15 protein-coding genes are annotated in these 18563 nt (G+C 73.9%); 6 read left to right on the top strand and 9 right to left on the bottom strand.

Going from position 1 to position 18563, the window contains the following annotated elements:
- Window positions 1–44: 44 nt before the first annotated feature.
- Complete coding sequence (locus LFA75_RS22125; RefSeq protein WP_225235739.1) at window positions 45–974, top strand: RecB family exonuclease; 930 nt, start codon at window positions 45–47, stop codon at window positions 972–974.
- Between the two features lie 9 nt (window positions 975–983).
- Here LFA75_RS22125 and LFA75_RS22120 read toward each other — a convergent pair whose 3' ends face one another.
- Window positions 984–1667, bottom strand: a complete 684-nt coding sequence (locus LFA75_RS22120) for an HAD family hydrolase (RefSeq protein WP_225235738.1) — start codon at window positions 1665–1667, stop codon at window positions 984–986.
- Window positions 1660–5457: a methionine synthase gene (gene metH / locus LFA75_RS22115; RefSeq protein WP_225235737.1), complete on the bottom strand. Its 3798-nt coding sequence runs from the start codon at window positions 5455–5457 to the stop codon at window positions 1660–1662. The genes LFA75_RS22120 and metH overlap by 8 nt, the downstream gene beginning before the upstream one ends.
- Window positions 5458–5607: 150 nt before the next feature.
- Here metH and LFA75_RS22110 point away from each other — a divergent pair, with 150 nt between their 5' ends.
- Window positions 5608–6459 (top strand): PAC2 family protein, encoded by an 852-nt coding sequence (locus LFA75_RS22110; RefSeq protein WP_225235736.1) that lies wholly within the window; start codon window positions 5608–5610, stop codon window positions 6457–6459.
- Between the two features lie 16 nt (window positions 6460–6475).
- Here the strand turns inward: LFA75_RS22110 and LFA75_RS22105 are convergent, their stop codons facing one another.
- From LFA75_RS22105 to LFA75_RS22080, 5 genes are all read right to left on the bottom strand, one after another.
- Window positions 6476–7507 carry an HD domain-containing protein gene (locus tag LFA75_RS22105; RefSeq protein ID WP_225235735.1) on the bottom strand — a complete coding sequence of 344 codons (1032 nt, stop codon included), beginning with the start codon at window positions 7505–7507 and terminating at the stop codon, window positions 6476–6478.
- A 5-nt stretch (window positions 7508–7512) separates the two neighbouring features.
- Window positions 7513–8760, bottom strand: coding sequence for a cysteine--1-D-myo-inosityl 2-amino-2-deoxy-alpha-D-glucopyranoside ligase (mshC, locus tag LFA75_RS22100; RefSeq protein WP_225235734.1), 1248 nt, complete (start codon window positions 8758–8760; stop codon window positions 7513–7515).
- A 972-nt stretch (window positions 8761–9732) separates the two neighbouring features.
- Window positions 9733–10284 carry a DUF3090 family protein gene (locus tag LFA75_RS22090; RefSeq protein WP_225235732.1) on the bottom strand — a complete coding sequence of 184 codons (552 nt, stop codon included), beginning with the start codon at window positions 10282–10284 and terminating at the stop codon, window positions 9733–9735.
- Window positions 10285–10294: 10 nt separating this feature from the next.
- Complete coding sequence (locus LFA75_RS22085) at window positions 10295–10999, bottom strand: histidine phosphatase family protein (protein WP_225235731.1); 705 nt, start codon at window positions 10997–10999, stop codon at window positions 10295–10297.
- Window positions 11000–11008: 9 nt separating this feature from the next.
- On the bottom strand, window positions 11009–11824 hold the full coding sequence (locus LFA75_RS22080; RefSeq protein ID WP_225235730.1) for an undecaprenyl-diphosphate phosphatase: 816 nt from the start codon (window positions 11822–11824) through the stop codon (window positions 11009–11011).
- Between the two features lie 52 nt (window positions 11825–11876).
- Here LFA75_RS22080 and LFA75_RS22075 point away from each other — a divergent pair, with 52 nt between their 5' ends.
- The 3 genes from LFA75_RS22075 to LFA75_RS22065 all read left to right on the top strand — a co-directional run bounded on the left by LFA75_RS22075 (window position 11877) and on the right by LFA75_RS22065 (window position 16577).
- Window positions 11877–12854 (top strand): aldo/keto reductase, encoded by a 978-nt coding sequence (locus LFA75_RS22075; RefSeq protein ID WP_225235729.1) that lies wholly within the window; start codon window positions 11877–11879, stop codon window positions 12852–12854.
- Entirely contained in the window at window positions 12851–14764 is a 1914-nt protein-coding gene (locus LFA75_RS22070) for an AAA family ATPase (RefSeq protein WP_225235728.1), read from the top strand. The genes LFA75_RS22075 and LFA75_RS22070 overlap by 4 nt, the downstream gene beginning before the upstream one ends.
- 190 nt (window positions 14765–14954) lie before the next feature.
- Window positions 14955–16577 (top strand): ABC-F family ATP-binding cassette domain-containing protein, encoded by a 1623-nt coding sequence (locus tag LFA75_RS22065; protein ID WP_225235727.1) that lies wholly within the window; start codon window positions 14955–14957, stop codon window positions 16575–16577.
- Here the strand turns inward: LFA75_RS22065 and LFA75_RS22060 are convergent.
- Window positions 16537–17310 (bottom strand): DUF2470 domain-containing protein, encoded by a 774-nt coding sequence (locus tag LFA75_RS22060; protein WP_225235726.1) that lies wholly within the window; start codon window positions 17308–17310, stop codon window positions 16537–16539. The genes LFA75_RS22065 and LFA75_RS22060 overlap by 41 nt on opposite strands.
- Before the next feature lie 57 nt (window positions 17311–17367).
- On the opposite strand from LFA75_RS22060, the gene rpsD reads away from it, so the two are divergent.
- Window positions 17368–17982, top strand: a complete 615-nt coding sequence (rpsD, locus tag LFA75_RS22055) for a 30S ribosomal protein S4 (RefSeq protein ID WP_225235725.1) — start codon at window positions 17368–17370, stop codon at window positions 17980–17982.
- Window positions 17983–18048: 66 nt separating this feature from the next.
- Here rpsD and LFA75_RS22050 read toward each other — a convergent pair whose 3' ends face one another.
- Complete coding sequence (locus LFA75_RS22050) at window positions 18049–18498, bottom strand: hypothetical protein (protein WP_225235724.1); 450 nt, start codon at window positions 18496–18498, stop codon at window positions 18049–18051.
- Window positions 18499–18563 lie beyond the last annotated feature (65 nt).

Here is an 18563-nt window from a genome sequence, read left to right as displayed (position 1 = left end):
CTACGGAGACGGTTCTGTCGGACCCCGCACCTACCGTGGCGGGCATGACGACGACGGACCTCGCGCTGGACGTCACGGACCCGGCGGCCGACCCGGCCGACCAGCGGACGACGGCCGGCGACACCACGCCGCGCCGGCCCTCCCTGTCCCCCTCGCGCGCCGCGGACTTCAAGACCTGCCCGCTGCTCTACCGCTTCCGCACCATCGACCGGCTGCCGGAGAAGAAGTCCCGGGCCGCGGTGCGGGGCACCCTCGTGCACACCGTGCTGGAGAAGCTCTACGACCTGCCGCCGGCCGAGCGCACCGTGGCCGCCGCCCGCGACCTGGTCGACCCGGCCTGGGCCGAGCTGCGCGAGGAGCCGGGCGTGGCCGACCTGTTCGAGGCCGCCGAGGCGGGCGAGACCGAGCTGGCCGGCTGGCTGGACTCCGCCGGCGCACTGGTCGAGACGTACTTCCGGCTGGAGGACCCCACCCGGATCCAGCCCGAGGGCCGTGAGGAGCTGGTCGAGGTCACCCTGCCCGACGGCCTGCTGCTGCGCGGGTTCGTCGACCGGCTCGACGTCGCCCGCAACGGCGCCCTGCGGGTGGTGGACTACAAGACCGGCGGCATGCCGCGGGAGGCCTTCGAATCCAAGGCGCTGTTCCAGATGAAGTTCTACGCCCTGGTGCTGTGGCGCACCCGCGGCGTGGTGGCCGCCCAGCTCAAGCTGATCTACCTCAAGGACGGCGACGTCCTCACCTACGCCCCCGACGAGCCCGAGCTGCTGCGCTTCGAGCGCACCCTGCAGGCGATCTGGGCCGCCATCGCCAAGGCGGTCGAGACCGGCGACTTCCGGCCCAACCGCAGCCGGCTGTGCAGCTGGTGCGACCACCAGGCGTTCTGCCCGTCCTTCGGCGGCACCCCGCCGCGGTTCCCGGCCGAGGCCGCCGCTGCCGCCGGCTGGCGCACCACGGTCCCGGTGACGGCGGTCTGACCGGTCGGGTCAGGCCCGGACCGGGTACGGCAGCGCGGCGAGGGCGGCCGGGGTGATCCCCACCAGGGTCGAGCCGACGGTCAGGCCGGGCTCGGCCGGGAGCACCTGCCCCGCGGGCACCCCGAGCACCCGGCACCCGGCGTCCAGGCCGGCCCGGCTGCCGGTGAGCGAGTCCTCCACGACCACGCAGTCCGCCGGACCCAGGCCCAAGGCAGCCATGGCCTGCAGGTACGGCGCCGGGTCGGGCTTGCGGGCTGGCACCTCGTCGCCGCACACCACGACCTCGAACGGCTCGGTGCCCAGGTCGGGCCGCAGGTGCCCGAGCACGTGGGTGACCAGCGCCCGGGGCGTGGTGGTCACCAGCGCGGTCCGGACGCCCTCGGCCAGGCAGGCCAGCAGCAGCTCCCGCGCGCCCGGCTGCCAGCTCACCGACCCCGCCATCAGCTCCTCGACCCGGCCCACCACCCACGCGTGGTCGGCGGCGGACTGCTCCGGGGTGCGGGTGACCCCGACGGCGGCCCGGACGATGGCCATGGCGCCGTCCAGGTCCACCCCGGCGGTGGCGGCGAGCGCCTCGGGACCCACGGTCGTGCCCCAGCCGGCGCCCAGCTCGACGAGCGCCTCGTCCCAGTACTGCTCGGTCGCCAGCAGGGTCCCGTCCATGTCGAACAGGACGGCGGTCAGCTCACTCATCCTCGGTCCGGTACCCCAGGTTGGGCGAGAGCCACTTCTCGGCCTCGGCGACGGTCCAGCCCTTGCGGGCGGCGTAGTCGCTGACCTGGTCGCGGCCGACCCGGCCGAGCACGAAGTACTGCGACTGCGGGTGGGAGAAGTACAGCCCGCTCACCGCGGCGCCGGGCCACATCGCCATCGACTCGGTCAGCTCGATGCCGACCGTGGCTTCGACGTCCAGCAGCTGCCAGATCGTCTGCTTCTCGGTGTGCTCGGGGCAGGCGGGATAGCCCGGAGCCGGCCGGATGCCGCGGTACTTCTCGGCGAGCAGGGCGTCGCCGTCCAGGTCCTCGTCGGGGGCGTAGCCCCAGAACTCGGTGCGCACCCGCTCGTGCAGCCGCTCGGCGAAGGCCTCGGCCAGCCGGTCGGCCAGCGACTCCAGCATGATCGCGGAGTAGTCGTCCAGGTCGGCCTTGAACTGGGCCACCCTCTCCTGCGAGCCCAGCCCGGCGGTCACCGCGAAGGCGCCCACGTGGTCGCGCAGCCCGGTCGACGCCGGGGCGACGAAGTCGGCGAGGGACTTGCGGGCGGACCCGTCGCGGCCCTCGCCCTGCTGGCGCAGGTGGTGGAAGGTCGCGGCGACCTCGGTGCGGGCGTCGTCGGCGTAGACGGTGATGTCCTCGACGCCGTCCACCCGGGACGCCGGGAAGAGCCCGAACACCCCGGCGGCCCGCAGCCACTTCTCCTCGACGACCCGGTCGAGCATGGCGTTGGCGTCCTCGTAGAGCCGGCGGGCCGCCTCGCCGGTGGCCGGGTTGTTGAGGATGTCGGGGAACCGGCCGCGCATCTCCCAGGCGTTGAAGAAGGGCTGCCAGTCGATGTAGTCGCGCAGCTCGGCCAGCGGGTAGTCGGTGAACACCGAGGTGTTCTGGGTGACGTGCCCGGCGCGGTGGTCGCAGGAGGGACCGGCGCAGGCGTCGTGGGCCTGCCGGGCCAGCAGCCGCGGGCGGGGCGGGCGGTAGTCGGTCCAGTCCAGCGCCGGGGCGGCGGCCCGGGCGGCGGCCAGCGGCAGCAGCGAGCGGGTGTCCTCCCGGGCGGCGTGCCGCTCGCGCAGCGCGTCGTAGTCGGCCTCGGTGGTCTCCAGCAGCTTGGGCCGCTGCTCGTCGGACAGCAGGGCGGCGACCACCGGCACGGACCGGGATGCGTCCTTCACCCAGATGACCGGGCCGTGGTACCGCTGGTCCACCTTCACCGCGGTGTGCGCCCGGGAGGTGGTGGCGCCGCCGATCATCAGCGGGATGTCCAGGCCCTGCCGCTCCATCTCGGCGGCGAAGTTCACCATCTCGTCCAGCGACGGGGTGATCAGGCCGGACAGCCCGATCACGTCGGCACCGTGCTCCTTGGCGGCGTCCAGGATCTTCTGGGCCGGCACCATGACGCCGAGGTCGACGACGTCGTAGTTGTTGCACTGCAGGACGACGCCGACGATGTTCTTGCCGATGTCGTGCACGTCGCCCTTCACGGTGGCCATGACGACCGTGCCGTTGCTGCGCTCGACGTCCCCGGGCTGCTTCTCCGCCTCGATGTACGGGATGAGGTGGGCGACGGCCTTCTTCATGACCCGGGCGCTCTTGACCACCTGGGGCAGGAACATCTTGCCGGCGCCGAAGAGGTCGCCGACCACGTTCATGCCGGCCATCAGCGGACCCTCGATGACCTCGATCGGCCGACCGCCGCGGGCCGAGATCTCCTGGCGCAGCTCCTCGGTGTCGGACTCGGCGAACTCGTCGATGCCCTTGACCAGCGCGTGGGTGATCCGCTCCCCCACCGGCAGCGAGCGCCACTCCTCGGTGGCGACCTCGCGGACGCTGCCGTCGCCGGCGAAGTCCCCGGCGATCTCCAGCAGCCGCTCGGTGGAGTCCGGCCGCCGGTTGAGGACGACGTCCTCGATCCGCTCGCGCAGCAGCTCGGGCACCTCGTCGTAGACCTCCAGGGCCCCGGCGTTGACGATGCCCATGTCCATGCCGGCCCGGATGGCGTGGAAGAGGAAGACGGCGTGGATGGCCTCGCGGACCTTGTTGTTGCCGCGGAAGCTGAAGGAGACGTTCGAGACCCCGCCGGACACCAGCGCCCCGGGCAGGTTCTGCTTGATCCAGCGGGTGGCCTCGATGAAGTCCTGGCCGTAGGTGGCGTGCTCCTCGATGCCGGTGGCCACGGCGAAGACGTTCGGGTCGAAGATGATGTCCTCGGCCGGGAAGCCGACCCGGTCGACCAGGATGTCGTAGGCCCGGCGGCAGATCTGCTTGCGCCGCTCCAGGTTGTCGGCCTGGCCGTCCTCGTCGAAGGCCATGACCACGACGGCGGCCCCGTGCATCCGGCACAGCCGCGCCTGCTTCACGAACTCCTCCTCGCCGTTCTTCAGCGAGATGGAGTTGACGATCGACTTGCCCTGCACGCACTTGAGCCCGGCCTCGATGACCTCCCACTTGGAGGAGTCGACCATCGTGGGCACCCGGCTGATGTCGGGCTCGGCGGCGATGAGCTTGACGAAGCGGTCCATGGCCGCGACGCCGTCGATCATCCCCTCGTCCATGTTCACGTCGATGACCTGCGCGCCGGCCTCCACCTGCTGGCGGGCGACGGCGAGGGCCGCCGGGTAGTCCCCGGCCTTGATCAGGTTCCGGAAGCGGGCCGACCCGGTGATGTTGGTCCGCTCGCCCACGTTCACGAACAACGACTCGGGGACGACGGTCAGCGGCTCGAGCCCCGACAGCCGCAGCGCGGGGGCCACCACGGGCGGCGTGCGCGGTGCCCGGTCGGCCACCACCCCGGCGATGGCGGCGATGTGGGCGGGGGTGGTGCCGCAGCAGCCGCCGACCAGGTTGACGAACCCGGCCTCGGCGAACTCCTGCAGCACCGCCGCGGTCTCGTGCGGGGCCTCGTCGTACTCGCCGAACGCGTTGGGCAGCCCGGCGTTGGGGTAGCAGGAGACGAAGGTGTCGGCGACGCGGGCCAGCTCGGCGATGTAGGGCCGCATCTCGGCCGCGCCGAGGGCGCAGTTGAGCCCGACCAGCAACGGCCGCACGTGCCGCACCGAGTTCCAGAACGCCTCGGTGACCTGGCCGGACAGCGTGCGGCCGGACGCGTCGGTGATGGTCCCGGAGATCATCACCGGCCACCGGCGGCCGCGGTCCTCGAACAGCGTCTCCAGCGCGAAGATCGCCGCCTTGGCGTTGAGCGTGTCGAAGATGGTCTCGACCAGCAGGACGTCGGACCCGCCGTCCACGAGACCGCGCGCCTGCTCCAGGTAGGCCTCGACCAGCTCGTCGTAGCTGACGTTGCGGGCGCCCGGGTCGTTGACATCGGGGCTGATGGACGCCGTCCGGCTGGTCGGGCCGATCGCGCCGACGACGAACCGCGGCTTGTCCGGGGTGCTCACCGCGTCGGCTGCCTCGCGCGCGAGCCGGGCGCTGGCCAGGTTGAGCTCGTAGGCCAGGTCGGACATGCCGTAGTCGCCCAGCGAGATCGACGTGGCGTTGAAGGTGTTGGTCTCCAGCAAGTCCGCGCCGGCGGCCAGGTACTCCTCGTGGATGCCCCGGATGATGTCCGGTGCGGTGATGCTGAGCAGGTCGTTGTTGCCCTGGACGTCGCTGGGCCAGTCGGCGAAGCGCTCGCCGCGGTAGCCGGCCTCGTCGGGGCGGTCGCGCTGGATGGCGGTGCCCATCGCGCCGTCGAGCACGAGGATCCGCTGCGCCAGCAGGGCGCGCAGCTGGTCGGTGGCGTCGGGGCGGGGCTGGGGCGTCTCGAGCACGGTGACCTCACGGGGGGACAACGGGAGCGGCTCGCCCGAGGGCGAGTCGGCTGCGTTGCGGGGCTCCACGGTGCGACCGGTTCGCGCCCATTGTGCACGTCGGCCGTCGGGGACCGGGGTGCACCGCGCGGGCGACGTAGGCTCGGTCAGGTGATCGACCCGACCCCCTCCGACCTGCCCCGGCTCACCGACCCCGTCGTCGTGGTGGCCTTCGAGGGCTGGAACGACGCCGGGGACGCCGCGACCGGCGCGCTGGAGCACCTGGAGCTGATCTGGGACGCCGAGCCGCTGGCCGCGCTGGACCCCGAGGACTACTACGACTTCCAGGTCAACCGCCCGCAGGTCTCGCTCAAGGACGGCGTCAGCCGCAAGGTCGAGTGGCCGACCACCCGGATCTCGGTGGCCCGCAAGCCCGCCGGCGGCGACCGCGACGTCGTCCTGGTGCGCGGGATCGAGCCCAACATGCGCTGGCGCGGGTTCTGCGCCGAGCTGATCGCCATCCTGCAGGAGCTCGAGGTGTCCACCGTGGTGGCGCTGGGCGCGCTGCTGGCCGACACCCCGCACACCCGGCCCACCCCGGTCTCCGGCTCGGCCTACGACAGCGAGTCGGCGCAGAAGTGGGGCCTGGAGACCTCGACGTACGAGGGCCCCACCGGCATCCTCGGCGTCTTCCAGGACGCCTGCGTCCAGGCCGGGCTGCCCGCGGTGAGCTTCTGGGCCGCCGTCCCGCACTACGTGTCGCAGCCGCCCTCCCCCCGCGCCACGGTCGCGCTGCTGCACCGGGTGGAGGAGGTCCTCGAGCTGGCCGTGCCGCTGGGCGGGCTGCCCGAGCAGGCCGAGCAGTGGGTGCGGACCGTCGACGAGATGGCCGCCGACGACGACGAGGTCGTGGAGTACGTGCGCTCCCTGGAGGAGCGGGCCACCGAGAGCGACCTGTCCCAGGCCGACGGCGACCAGATCGCGAGAGAGTTCGAGCGCTACCTGAAGCGCCGCGAGAAGTAGCCCTCAGCCGGCCACCTCACGGGGAGCCGAGCAGCGGGGTCATCCTCGCCGTGGCGTCGGCGTCGAAGAGGCGGTCGTGGGTGGTCAGCGCATAGCGGTCGGTCATGCCGGTGACGTGGTCGACGACCTGGGTCATCGTGTCGGCGGCCGGGTCGCGGTAGCTGGCCGGGATCTGGTCGGGGTGGGCCAGGTAGTGCTCGACCAGCCGGCGGATGACGCCGACCGCCACGTGCTTCTGGCCAGCGGCCACCTCGGAGCCGTAGACCCGCTCGAACATGAACGCCCGCAGCTCGTGCATGGCCTCCAGCGCGTCGGGCTCCATGACCACGGCGCCGCCGTCGGCGAGGCTGCCGGTCACCACCGCGTCGATCATCGCGCCGACCATCTGGCTGCCGGGCTCGCCGAACACCGCCCGGGCGCGGGCCGGCAGGTCACCGGGAGCCAGCACGCCGGCCCGGACGGCGTCCAGCGCGTCGTGGGACAGATAGCCGATCCGGTCGGCGTACCGCACGCACTCGGCCTCGCGGGTGGTCGGCGGCGGGTCGATCTTCCAGCTGTGCGCCCGCACCCCGTCGCGGACCTCCCAGGTCAGGTTGAGGTCCTCGAGCACCTCGACGATCCGCACCCCCTGCGCCGCGTGGTGCCAGCCGCCGGGGACGTAGGGCTCCAGCGCGTCCTCGCCGATGTGGCCGAACGGCGAGTGACCGACGTCGTGGCCCAGCGCGATCGCCTCGGCCAGCGTCTCGTTGAGACCCAGCGCAGCAGCCAGCGACCGCGCCACCTGGGTGACCTGAAGCGTGTGGGTCAGCCGGGTGACGAAGTGGTCGCCGTCGGGGTGCAGGAACACCTGTGTCTTGTGCTTGAGCCGGCGGAACGCCTTGGCGTGCAGGATCCGGTCCCGGTCGCGCTCGTAGGCCGTGCGCAGCGGGTCCTCCGGCTCGGGCCGGACCCGTCCCCGGGACGACGTCGACCGGGCGGCCGCGGGCGCCAGCAGCTGCTCGGCCTGCTCGCGGGCGACCCGGTCGGTGAGCCGGAACGGGGTGCTCACGGGAGCTACAGCGCCACGCCGAGCAGTGCGTCGACGGCGTCGCGGACGACGTCCGGTGCGCCCTCGTCCTGCTCGGCGACGTCGCCGCCGCCGAGGGTGGCCGCGGCCCAGGCGTCGACGGCGGCGATGGCAGCCGGGGAGTCCAGGTCGTCGGACAGCCGCTCGCGGACGGCGGTGAGCACCTCCGCGGCGCACGCCCCCGACCGGCGGGTCACGGCCTCGCGCCAGGTGGCCAGCCGGCGCTCGGCGTCGGAGAGCAAGTCGGGGGTCCAGGCGCGGTCGGTGCGGTAGTGCCCGGACAGCAGCGCCAGCCGGATGGCCATGGGGTCGACGCCGTCGCCGCGCAGCCGGGAGACGAAGACCAGGTTGCCCCGGCTCTTGCTCATCTTCTCGCCGTCCAGGCCGATCATCGCCGCGTGCACGTAGGCCTGGGCGAAGGGCTTGCTGCCGGTGAGCGCCTCGGCGTGCACGGCGGAGAACTCGTGGTGCGGGAAGACCAGGTCGCTGCCGCCGGCCTGGACGTCGAAGCCCATGCCGATGGTGCCCAGCGCGATGGAGGCGCACTCCACGTGCCAGCCCGGTCGCCCGGCCACGCCCTGCGGCCCGGCCCAGGACGGCTCGCCCTCGCGGGCCCCGCGCCACAGCAGCGGGTCCAGCCGGTTGCGCTTGCCCGGACGATCGGGGTCTCCCCCGCGCTCGGCGGACAGCCGCAGCATGGTGGCCTCGTCGTAGCCGCTCTCGCCGCCGAAACCCGGCGCCTGGGCGACGTCGTGGTAGACGTCGCCGGTGCCGTCCTCGAGGGTGTAGGCCAGGCCCGCGGCCTGCAGCTCCTCGACGTGGGCGACGATCTGCGGGATCGCCTCGACGGCGCCGACGTAGTCCTCGGGCGGCAGCACGCGCAGCGCGGTCATGTCCTCGCGGAACAGCGCGGTCTCCCGCATGCCCAGCACGATCCAGTCCTCGCCGTCGCGGTTGGCCCGCTCGAAGAGCGGGTCGTCGACGTCGGTCACGTTCTGCACGTAGTGCACGGCGTGCCCGAGGTCGCGCCACACCCGGTTGACCAGGTCGAAGGCCAGGTAGGTGGCCGCGTGGCCCAGGTGCGTGGCGTCGTAGGGGGTGATCCCGCAGACGTACATCCGCGCGGTGGGACCCGGGCTGGTGGCCACGACCTCGCTGCGCGCGGTGTCGTGCAACCGCAGGGCGGGGCCGTTCCCGGGCAGGGAGGGCANATTGGAAGCGGATAGTAAACTCACGCGGCAGTTGCGAACGAGCCAAATTATTCATTTATAACTGAAACTTGAAAGCTGAGAACCAGGTCAAACAGGCGAGGCTATTTTTTTTTTTCAAGCAGAAGACGGCATACGAGATCCTCTCTGGTCTCGTGGGCTCGGGGTGCCGGCCGCTGCGCAGCAGGTCGGCGACCCGCTGCTGGGTGCGGCGGACCTCGGTGCGGGTCAGGTGCTCGTGCAGCTGCTCCCCCAGGTCACCGCGCAGCTGGTCCTGCAGCCGGTCCAGCACCTCGACCGCCTCGTCGGTGAGCGGCTGACCGGCCCACCGCCACAGCAGGGTGCGCAGCTTGGGGTCGGCGGAGAAGCAGATGCCGTGGTCCACGCCGTACACGTGGCCGCCGGCGACCGGGATCATGTGCCCGCCCTTGCGGTCGGCGTTGTTGACCACCGCGTCGAACACCGCCATCCGGCGCAGCTCGGGGATGTCCCGCCGCACGAAGGTGGTCATCTCCACCGTCGGGTCGATGTGCTGCCACAGCTGGACCATGCCGCTGCCGAAGGGCCCGTCGCGCAGCACCGTGGGGGGCACGACCCGCCAGCCGGTGGCCTCGGAGACCAGGTAGGCGCTGATCTCCCGGCCGGCCAGCGTGCCGTCGGGGAAGTCCCACAGCGGGCGCTCGCCGCGCACCGGCTTGTAGACGCACTCCCCGGCCAGGGTGTCGGTGCGGATGGCCCCGATCAGGGTGACGTTGGAGGCGTCGAGCAGCCGGCCCTCGAGGTCCAGCTCGCCGTCGAGCAGCAGCGTGCGCGACTCGGCGTCGTCGGCGGGCGAGCGCCGGTCGCCGTGGTCGAAGGCCAGGCCCTCGACCTCGCGGGTCTCGCCGTCCTCGTCGTCCTCGAACTCGTCGTCCTCGTCGGGCTCGTCCGCGAGGTCGTCGAGCTCGCCGCCCAGGAAGGCGTCCACGAGCTCGTCGCCCGTGCCGCCCTGGCGCTCGGTCAGCGCCGGTACCCGTTCTGCCGCGGGCAGACGTGGCCGGCCGGGTCCAGCGGCATCGAGCACAACGGGCAGGCCGGCCGCCCGGCCGAGACCACCCGGCGGGCGCGGGCCACGAAGCCGCGGGCCGCCGCCGGGGGGATGACCACCCGCAGCGCGTCGGGGCCCTCGTCGGCGTCGGAGAGGATCGCGTCCTCGTCGATCGGCTCCTCGCCCGCGGCCACGGCCTCCACGACGACGGCCCGGGCCCCGCCGTCCCAGGCCAGGCCCATGGCCGCGACGCGGAACTCCTCGTCGACGGGGGCGGTCAACGGGTCGAGGTCGTCGACGTCGGCGTCCGGGGGGACGACGGTGGTGGCCCGGGTGGCGACCTCGTCGAGCAGCTCGCTCATCCGCTCGGCGAGCACCTCGACCTGAGACTTCTCCAGGGCGACGCTGACCACCCGACCGGCCTGGTCGGCGGCCTGCAGGTAGAAGGTGCGGTCGCCGGGCTGCCCGACGGTGCCGGCGACGAAGCGGACGGGGCGTTCGAAGAGGAAGACCTGGCGTGGCACGGCGACGAGGTTACGCGCCGGCCGGGCCGGCGCCCCCGCCGACGACGGCGTCCGAGGAGGCCTTCCGCGAGCGGCGGGCCTTCTTCTTCGGCGGGATCAGCCCGCTGACGTCGCCGCCGGAGTCGTTGACCCGGAGCACGAACGGGCGGGTCTCGGTGTAGCTGACGACCGAGATCGAGGCGGGGTCGGCGACGATCCGCTGGAAGGAGTCCAGGTGCATGCCGTAGGCGTCGGCCAGGATCGCCTTGATCACGTCGCCGTGGGTGCAGGCCAGCCAGACGGCGTCCGGGCCCAGCTTCGCGTTCCACTCCCGGACGGCGGCGACGGCGCGGGCCTGGGTCTGCGCCAGCCCCTCGCCCTCGGGGCCGGGGAAGACCGCGGCGGAGGGGTGCTGCTGCACGACCTTCCACAGCGGCTCCTTGAGCAGGTCCTTGATCGGCTTGCCGGTCCAGTCGCCGTAGCGGCACTCCCCCAGCCGGTCGTCGGTCTGCAGCTCGAGCTCGCGGCCGGCCAGGACGGCGCCGGCGGTCTGCTGGCAGCGCTCCAGCGGGCTGGACACGATCGCGGCCAGCGGGACCGGGGCGAGCCGGGCGCCCACGGCGGCCACCTGCTCCTCGCCCTTCTCGTCCAGCCGGACCCCGGGGGTCCAGCCGGCGAGCAGGCCGGACGCGTTCGCCGTCGTCCGGCCGTGGCGGAGCAGGATCACCGTGGTCATGGTCCGAGGTTAGGGCGTCAGCACGCCCGCGCCGACCAGGGCGAGCAGGGCGAGGCCCAGCACGATCCGGTAGACCACGAACGGGGTGAAGGTGCCGCGCTCCAGGTAGCGCAGCAGCCAGGCGATCACGGCGAAGCCGACGCCGAAGGCGATCACCGTGGCCACGATCGTCGGGCCCCACTCGATGCCGGTGTCCAGCGACTCGTAGGCCTGGAACAGGCCCGAGCCGAGGACGGCGGGGATGGCCAGCAGGAACGAGTAGCGCGCCGCGGCCGCCCGGGAGTAGCCGAGGAACAGGCCCATCGTGATCGTGCCGCCCGACCGCGACACGCCGGGGATCAGCGCCGCCGCCTGGGCCAGCCCGTAGAGCACGCCGTGGCCGACGGTCAGGTCCGACAGCTGGCGCTGCTTGCTGCCGATCCGGTCGGCGAAGAAGAGCACCAGGGAGAACACGACCAGGGCGATGGCGATGATCCGCAGGTCGCGGAACGTCGTCTCGATCTTGTCCTGCAGCAGGAGCCCCAGGACGACGATCGGGATCGACCCGATGATGATCAGCCAGCCCATCCGGGCGTCGGGCTCCGAGCGCAGCGACTTGTCCCGCAGCGAGAGCACCCAGGTCCGGATGATGTTCCAGATGTCGTGCCGGAAGTAGATGAGGACGGCGATCTCGGTGCCGATCTGGGTGATCGCGGTGAACGCCGCACCCGGGTCGTCCCAGCCGAAGAGGGCGCCGACCACCCGGAGGTGCGCGCTGGAGGAGATGGGCAGGAACTCCGTGAGTCCCTGCACCAGCCCGAGGACGACTGCTTCTACCCAACCCACGGGGCGGCAGCCTACGGTCCGGGCCTGGCAGGTCCCGGTAGGTTGACCCCTCGTGGAACAGCGGGCGTTGGGGCGCAGCGGCCTGGTGGTCTCCCGGCTCGCGCTGGGCACGATGACCTGGGGCGGGGACACCGACGAGGACGAGGCTGCGATGCAGCTGACCGCCTTCGTCGACGCCGGCGGCACGCTGGTGGACACCGCGGACGTCTACGTCGACGGGGAGTCCGAGCGGACGCTGGGCCGGCTGCTGTCCGACGTCGTCCCGCGGGAGGACGTGCTGGTCGCGACCAAGGCCGGCGGCCGCACCCGCACCGGGGCCATGGGCCGCGGCGGCTCGCGCGGCCACCTCCTGGCCGCCCTGGACGCCTCGCTCGAGCGCCTCGGCCTGGACCACGTCGACCTCTGGCAGCTGCACGCCTGGGACGACCACACCCCCCTGGACGAGACCCTGGCTGCCCTGGACACCGCGGTGAGCAGCGGCCGCGCCCGCTACGTCGGCGTGAGCAACCTCACCGGCTGGCAGACCGCGCAGGCCGCCACCCACCAGCGCAGCTGGCCCGGGCGCGCCCCGATCGTCAGCAGCCAGATGGAGTACTCGCTGCTGCAGCGCGGCGTCGAGCGCGAGGTCGTGCCGGCCGTGGAGTCCCTGGGCATCGGGCTGCTGCCCTGGTCGCCGCTGGGCCGCGGCCTGCTGACCGGCAAGTACCGGCACACCACCCCCAGCGACAGCCGCGGTGCCTCCCCGCAGTGGTCCGGCTTCGTCGACGACCTGCGCTCCAAGGACGCCGACCGGGTCGTCGAGGCCGTCTGCACCGCCGCCCAGGGCCTGCACACCGTCCCGCTGGCCGTGGCGCTGGCCTGGCTGCGCGACCGGCCCGGCGTCGTCGCCCCGGTCGTCGGCGCGCGCACCGCCGCCCAGCTGCAGGTCAGCCTGGACGCCGAGGAGGTCAGCCTGCCCGCGGCGATCCGGTTCGCCCTGGACGAGGTCTCCGCCCCGCACACCTCGTACCCCGACCGCCGCCCCGGATGACCGACCCCGTCTTCGCCGCCTTCACCGCCGCCGGGCTCTGGCCCGGGCTCGGCAAGCGCGCGGCCGCCGAGCTGCCCGGCGCCGGCATCACCGCCCCCGACCACGTCAGCGCCGACAACCTGGTCAAGCTGCCGCGGGTGGGCCGGCAGCGCGCCGAGCGGCTGTTCTCCTCCTTCCTGTCGGCGGCCCCGGCCTACGAGGTCGTCGAGCTGCTGGTCGGTGCCGGCCTGGCCGCCAAGCTCGCCGCCGGGGTCAGCGAGGTGCTGGGCCCGGACGCCGGACGGCGCCTGCGGGACGACCCGTGGCGGTTGCTGCTGCTCAACCAGGTGTCCCTCGCCGACGCCGACCGGCTCGCGATCGCCGTCCTCAAGGGGGCCGACCGGCAGGACAGCCGGCGCGGCCGGGCCCTGGTCGCGCTCACCCTGCGCACCGCCACCCGCGACGGGCACACCGTGCTGCCGGTGGACCAGGTGCTCACCGCGCTGCGCGCCGAGGGCGTGGACGACGTCGCCGCCGCGGTGCTGGCCGCCGTGGAGAGCGGGGACGTGCTGGAGCACGAGCCCCCGTTCGACGAGGAGTCCGACGAGGAGCCGGACCCGTCGCTGCGGACGCTGAGCCTGGCCCGCTACGGCATGGCCGAGGACGCCGTGGCCGAGAACATCGCCCGGCTGGCGGCCACCGCCGAGCCGATCGCCCCGGCGTCCGCGGTGAAGGCGGTGGCGCAGGGGCTGGACCCGGCGCAGAAGGACGCGGTGACCCAGGTCCTCGCCGCCGGGGTCTCGCTGCTGACCGGTGGACCCGGTACCGGCAAGAGCCGCACCGTCGCCAGCGTCGTCAAGCTGCTGGAGTCGAAGGGCGTCGAGCTCGCGCTGGCCGCACCGACCGGCCGGGCGGCCAAGCGGCTGGAGGAGCTCACCGACCACCCGGCGACCACCGTGCACCGGCTGCTGGGCGCGCAGGGCATGACGGGCGGGTTCGCCCGCAACGAGGAGTGGCCGCTGGACGCCGACGTGGTCGTCGTCGACGAGGCCTCGATGCTGGACGTCGAGCTGACCGCCGCCCTGCTCGAGGCGTGCGGCGACGGCACGCACCTGCTGCTGGTCGGCGACCCGGCGCAGCTGCCCTCGATCGGTCCGGGCCACGTGCTGGGCGACCTGATCGACTCCGGCGTCGTGCCGGTGACCGAGCTGACGATCCTGCACCGGCAGGCCGCCGGTGGCGCCATCGCGAAACTGGCGACCGGCGTGCGCGGCGGCGAGCTGGTGCAGGTGGACTCCCCCGACCGCGAGGTGGTCATCGTGCCGGCGCAGGGCAGCGCCGAGGCCGCCCGCCGGGTGGTCCAGCTGGTCACCGACTCCATCCCGCGGGCGCTGTCGATCGACCCGTCCACCGTGCAGGTGGTGACGCCGGTGCACCGCGGACCGGCCGGCACGATCGAGCTGAACAAGGCGCTGAAGGCCCGGCTCAACCCCGGCGACGGCACCGTCTGGGGCTTCGACGTCGGCGACCGGGTGGTCGCCACCGCCAACCACCTGGACCTGGACCCGGTCGGCTTCGCCAACGGCGAGGTCGGCGTGGTCACCGGCACCGGCGACGGCACGCTGTCGGTCGACTTCAGCTCCGGGCCGTGCACCGTGCCCACCTCGGCGCTGGGCGACCTCAAGCACGGCTGGGCGATCACCGTGCACCGCGCGCAGGGCTCGGAGTGGCCCGGCGTGGTCGTCGTCCTGCCGCCGGAGGCCGGCGGGATGCTGTCCCGGCCGCTGGTCTACACCGCGCTGACCCGGGCTCAGCGCCACCTGTCGATCGTGCACGCGTCCGGTGCCGCGCTGGCGAGGGCGGTCCGCGAGGTCGACGTGAAGCCCCGGCGGACGAGGCTGGCCGCGCTCCTCCGCGACCACCTGGGCTGACCCGCCCGGCCGAGGCAAGGGATCCCTTCCGCACCTGCCGGGCGCCCTGCATTCGGCAGGGGCTCCCTTGCCTGGGCGGCCCGGGGTGGAAAAGCGGGTGCGCGCGGGCGACGGGGTGGGCAGACTGCCCCCGTGCGCTGACGACCTCGCCCCCGCCCTCTCCCCCGGCGTCCCCCCGCGAGGTCCTCCCGTGCCCATCACGCTGAACTCCCTGTCCTTCGCCTGGCCCGACGGCACGCCCGTGCTCGACGGCGTCACCGCCACGATCGGGCCCGGCCGCACCGGCCTGGTCGCGCCCAACGGCGGCGGCAAGACCACCCTGCTGCGGCTGGTCACCGGTGAGCTGTCGCCCACCGCCGGGTCGGTGACCGTCGACGGCGTGGTCGGGTACCTGCCGCAGGCGCTGCCGACCACCGCCGCGGGCACGGTCGCCGACGTCCTCGGGGTCGCCCCGGTGCTGGCGGCGATCCGCGCCGTGGAGTCCGGCGACGTCGACCCCGCCCGCCTCGACACCGTCGGCACCGACTGGGACGTCGAGGAGCGCGCCTCCGCCCAGCTCGACCGGCTGGGCCTGGGCGGCATCGGCCTGGACCGGGAGCTGGCCACCCTCAGCGGCGGCCAGGTGGTGGTGCTCGGGCTGGCCGGGCAGCTGCTCCGCCGTCCCGACGTCCTGCTGCTCGACGAGCCGACCAACAACCTCGACGCCCGCGAGCGGGCCCGGCTGCACGACGTCGTGGCCGGCGCCGGCGGCACGGTGCTGGTGGTCAGCCACGACCGCGACCTGCTCGACCGCATGGACCAGATCGCCGAGCTCGACCGGGGCCGGCTGCGGTTGGTCGCCGGTGGGTACACGGAGTGGACGTCGGTGGTGGCCACCGAGCAGGCCGCCGCCGAGCGCGACGTCCGGGGCGCCGAGCAGGCGCTGCGGCGGGAGAAGCGGGAGAAGCAGGAGGCCCGGGAGCGGGCCGAGCGCCGGGCCGGCTCCGCCGCCCGGAAGGCGCCGGACGCCGGGATCCCGAAGATCCTGCTCGGCGCCCGCAAGCGCCGGGCCGAGGAGTCCGCTGGTCGCGCCGACGGCACGCACGGCTCCCGGGTGGACGACGCCCGGGCCCGCCTGGACCGTGCGGAGGCCGCCCTGCGGACCGACGACGAGATCGCCCTGGAGCTGCCCGACACCCGGGTGCCGGCCGGGCGCACCGTGCTGGAGGCGCGCGGCGTCGGCGTCCGCGACCCGTTCCCGGCCGGGGTGGACCTGGTGCTGCGCGGGCCGGAACGGGTGGCCCTGACCGGCGCCAACGGCTCGGGCAAGACCACCCTGCTGCAGGTGCTGACCGGCGCGCTGGTCCCCGACCGGGGCACGGTCACCCGGGCCGAGGGAAGGGTCGCCCACCTGTCGCAGCGGCTGGACCTGCTCGACCCCGGGACGACGGTCGCCGACGCCCTGGCCGCCGCGGCACCGGACCGGCCGGCGTCGGAGCGGCTGACCCTGCTGGCCCGGTTCCTCTTCCGCGGGTCGCGGGCGCACCTGCCGGTCGGGGCGCTGTCCGGCGGCGAGCGGCTGCGCGCCGTGCTGGCCTGCGTGCTGTTCGCCGACCCGGCACCGCAGCTGCTGGTGCTCGACGAGCCGACCAACAACCTGGACCTGGCCAGCGTGCGGCACCTGGTGCAGGCGCTGGCGGCCTACCGGGGCGCCCTGCTGGTCGTCAGCCACGACGAGCGGTTCCTCGCCGACCTCGGGCTGGACCGCCGGCTGGTGCTGACCGGCGGCGCGCTCAGTCCTGCGCCCGGCAGCAGCGCCGGGCCGCGCACATGAGCCGGTGCACCGCGGGACCGAGATCGGCCTCGGAGGTCACCGGGACGTCGAAGGGGACCCGGACGTCGCGGTGGCCGCGGGCGGACTCGATGCGGAGCCGGAAGCCCGAGCGGTCCAGGCCCAGCGGCCGCACGACGTCGGTGTCGGTCACCCAGACGCCCGGGATGCGCGAGCGGAGCAGGGCCAGCTCCTCGGGGTGGTCGGCGTCCAGGTGCTGCAGGGCCGCGGTCTCCACGCCCACCAGCGGGTCGGGCTCGGCGTCGGCGTAGTCCTCCGGGGTGAGCTCGACGGTCGTGCCGCCCTCGCCCAGCACCACCTCGGCCAGGTCCAGGCGCAGCAGCACGGCGGTTGAGCCGACGTCGAGCAGGGCCCCCGCGGGCTGGACGTCGGCGAAGGCCAGGGCGACCTCGCGCTGATCCTCCGGGCGCACCGGTGTCAGCCACCCGGACAGCCACAGCTGGGCCCGGACCTGGTCCCGCAGCGGGACCGGCGCGTGGTCGGTGACCATCAGCAGCGCCGGCAGGTCGCCCTCGGGGGCGGTGCGGACGGCGGCGGCGAGCTCGCCGTCCTCGGCCACGACGAGGAACACCTGGCCGGCCCGGGTGGTGGCGTGGGCGAGCACGCGGGACCCGGACACGCCCGCGGCGCACACGGCGGCCGAGGGGCGGCAGGCCACGCTGCGGGCGCGCTCGGCGGCGGTGGGTCGGACGGCGGGCGGGGTGGTCGACGTCATCGCGGGGTCCTCGTCTTCGGTGTGAGTAAGGTGAGGCTAACCGAACGAGGAGGCCCCGTGAACACCCCCCGACCGAAGGTGCGCCTGTCCCGCGCACTGGGCATGCCGCTGACGCCCAAGTGCGTGAAGTACTTCGAGCGCCGCCCCTACCCGCCCGGCGAGCACGGCCGCAAGCGGAAGAACACCAGCGACTACAAGACCCGGTTGCTGGAGAAGCAGCGGCTGCGCGCGCAGTACGACGTGAGCGAGACCCAGCTGCGGCTGGCCTTCGACCGGGCCCGCAAGCAGGGCCGCAACACCGGCGCGAAGACCGGCGAGGCGCTGCTGCTGGACCTGGAGTCGCGGCTGGACGCCACGGTGCTGCGCGCCGGCTTCGCCCGGACCATCTACCAGGCCCGGCAGAACGTCACCCACCACCACGTGACGGTCAACGGCCGCCGGGTGGACCGGCCCAGCTACCGGGTCGAGCCCGGTGACGTGGTCGCCATCGCCGAGCGCAGCAAGCCCAAGCAGCCCTTCCAGGTGGCCGCGTCCGGCGCGCACGCCGAGGCGCCGAAGTACCTCGACGTCCGGCTGGCCGAGCTGACCTGCTTCGTCGCCCGCCGTCCGCAGCGCAGCGAGATCCCGGTGCAGTGCGAGGAGCAGCTGGTCGTGGAGCACTACTCCCGCTGACCCCGGCCGGCTCGGCACGGTTCCTGTGCATCCCAGCTGCGGAATGCGCATCGACCGTGCCGAGCGTCAGTCGGTGTTCCGGCGGATCGCCAGCCGAGGGCCGTTCCCCACCCCGACGAGCCCGGCGACCAGGAGGACGGTCCACGGCACGTCGTCCCACCGTCCCTGCACGGTCGCCCACACAGCGCCGGCGACCGCCACGACCAGGTAGGCGACCGCGCCCACCACCACGACCGTGGCCCACCGGCCGGACGGCGGGCGCGGAAGGCTCGCCCGGGCCAGGTCCACGACGGCCGCGCGCTCGCGCGGGTCGTCGACCCGCTTCCCCCACAGGACGGCGTCCTCGACCCGGGCGATCGCCGCGGGTCCTAGACCGTGGCGGCGCACGACCTCCCCGAGCACGTCGCGGTCGCGCCCCGGCCGCAGCCGGGCCCAGAACCGCCGGCGGCTCCACCAGACAGCACCCAGCGGCAGCCCCACGAGGAGCACCACCACCACGACGATCGGCCAGGTCACAGCGGCATGATCACCTGCTCGCCGGTCCGCCGCACGGCGTCCACCCGACGGCCACGGGGCCGTCG

The sequence above is a fragment of the Klenkia terrae genome (genome assembly GCF_900491935.1).
Taxonomy (GTDB): domain Bacteria; phylum Actinomycetota; class Actinomycetes; order Mycobacteriales; family Geodermatophilaceae; genus Klenkia; species Klenkia terrae.
Note: the sequence above shows the minus strand (reverse complement) of the source record. Positions and strands in the feature narration are given on the sequence as shown.

Coding starts and splice junctions, on each gene's coding strand:
- LFA75_RS22125 (WP_225235739.1), top strand. CDS start 45: ATGACGACGACGGACCTCGCGCTGGACGTCACGGACCCGGCGGCCGAC.
- LFA75_RS22120 (WP_225235738.1), bottom strand. CDS start 1,667: ATGAGTGAGCTGACCGCCGTCCTGTTCGACATGGACGGGACCCTGCTG.
- LFA75_RS22085 (WP_225235731.1), bottom strand. CDS start 10,999: ATGACCACGGTGATCCTGCTCCGCCACGGCCGGACGACGGCGAACGCG.
- LFA75_RS22070 (WP_225235728.1), top strand. CDS start 12,851: ATGACCGACCCCGTCTTCGCCGCCTTCACCGCCGCCGGGCTCTGGCCC.
- LFA75_RS22060 (WP_225235726.1), bottom strand. CDS start 17,310: ATGACGTCGACCACCCCGCCCGCCGTCCGACCCACCGCCGCCGAGCGC.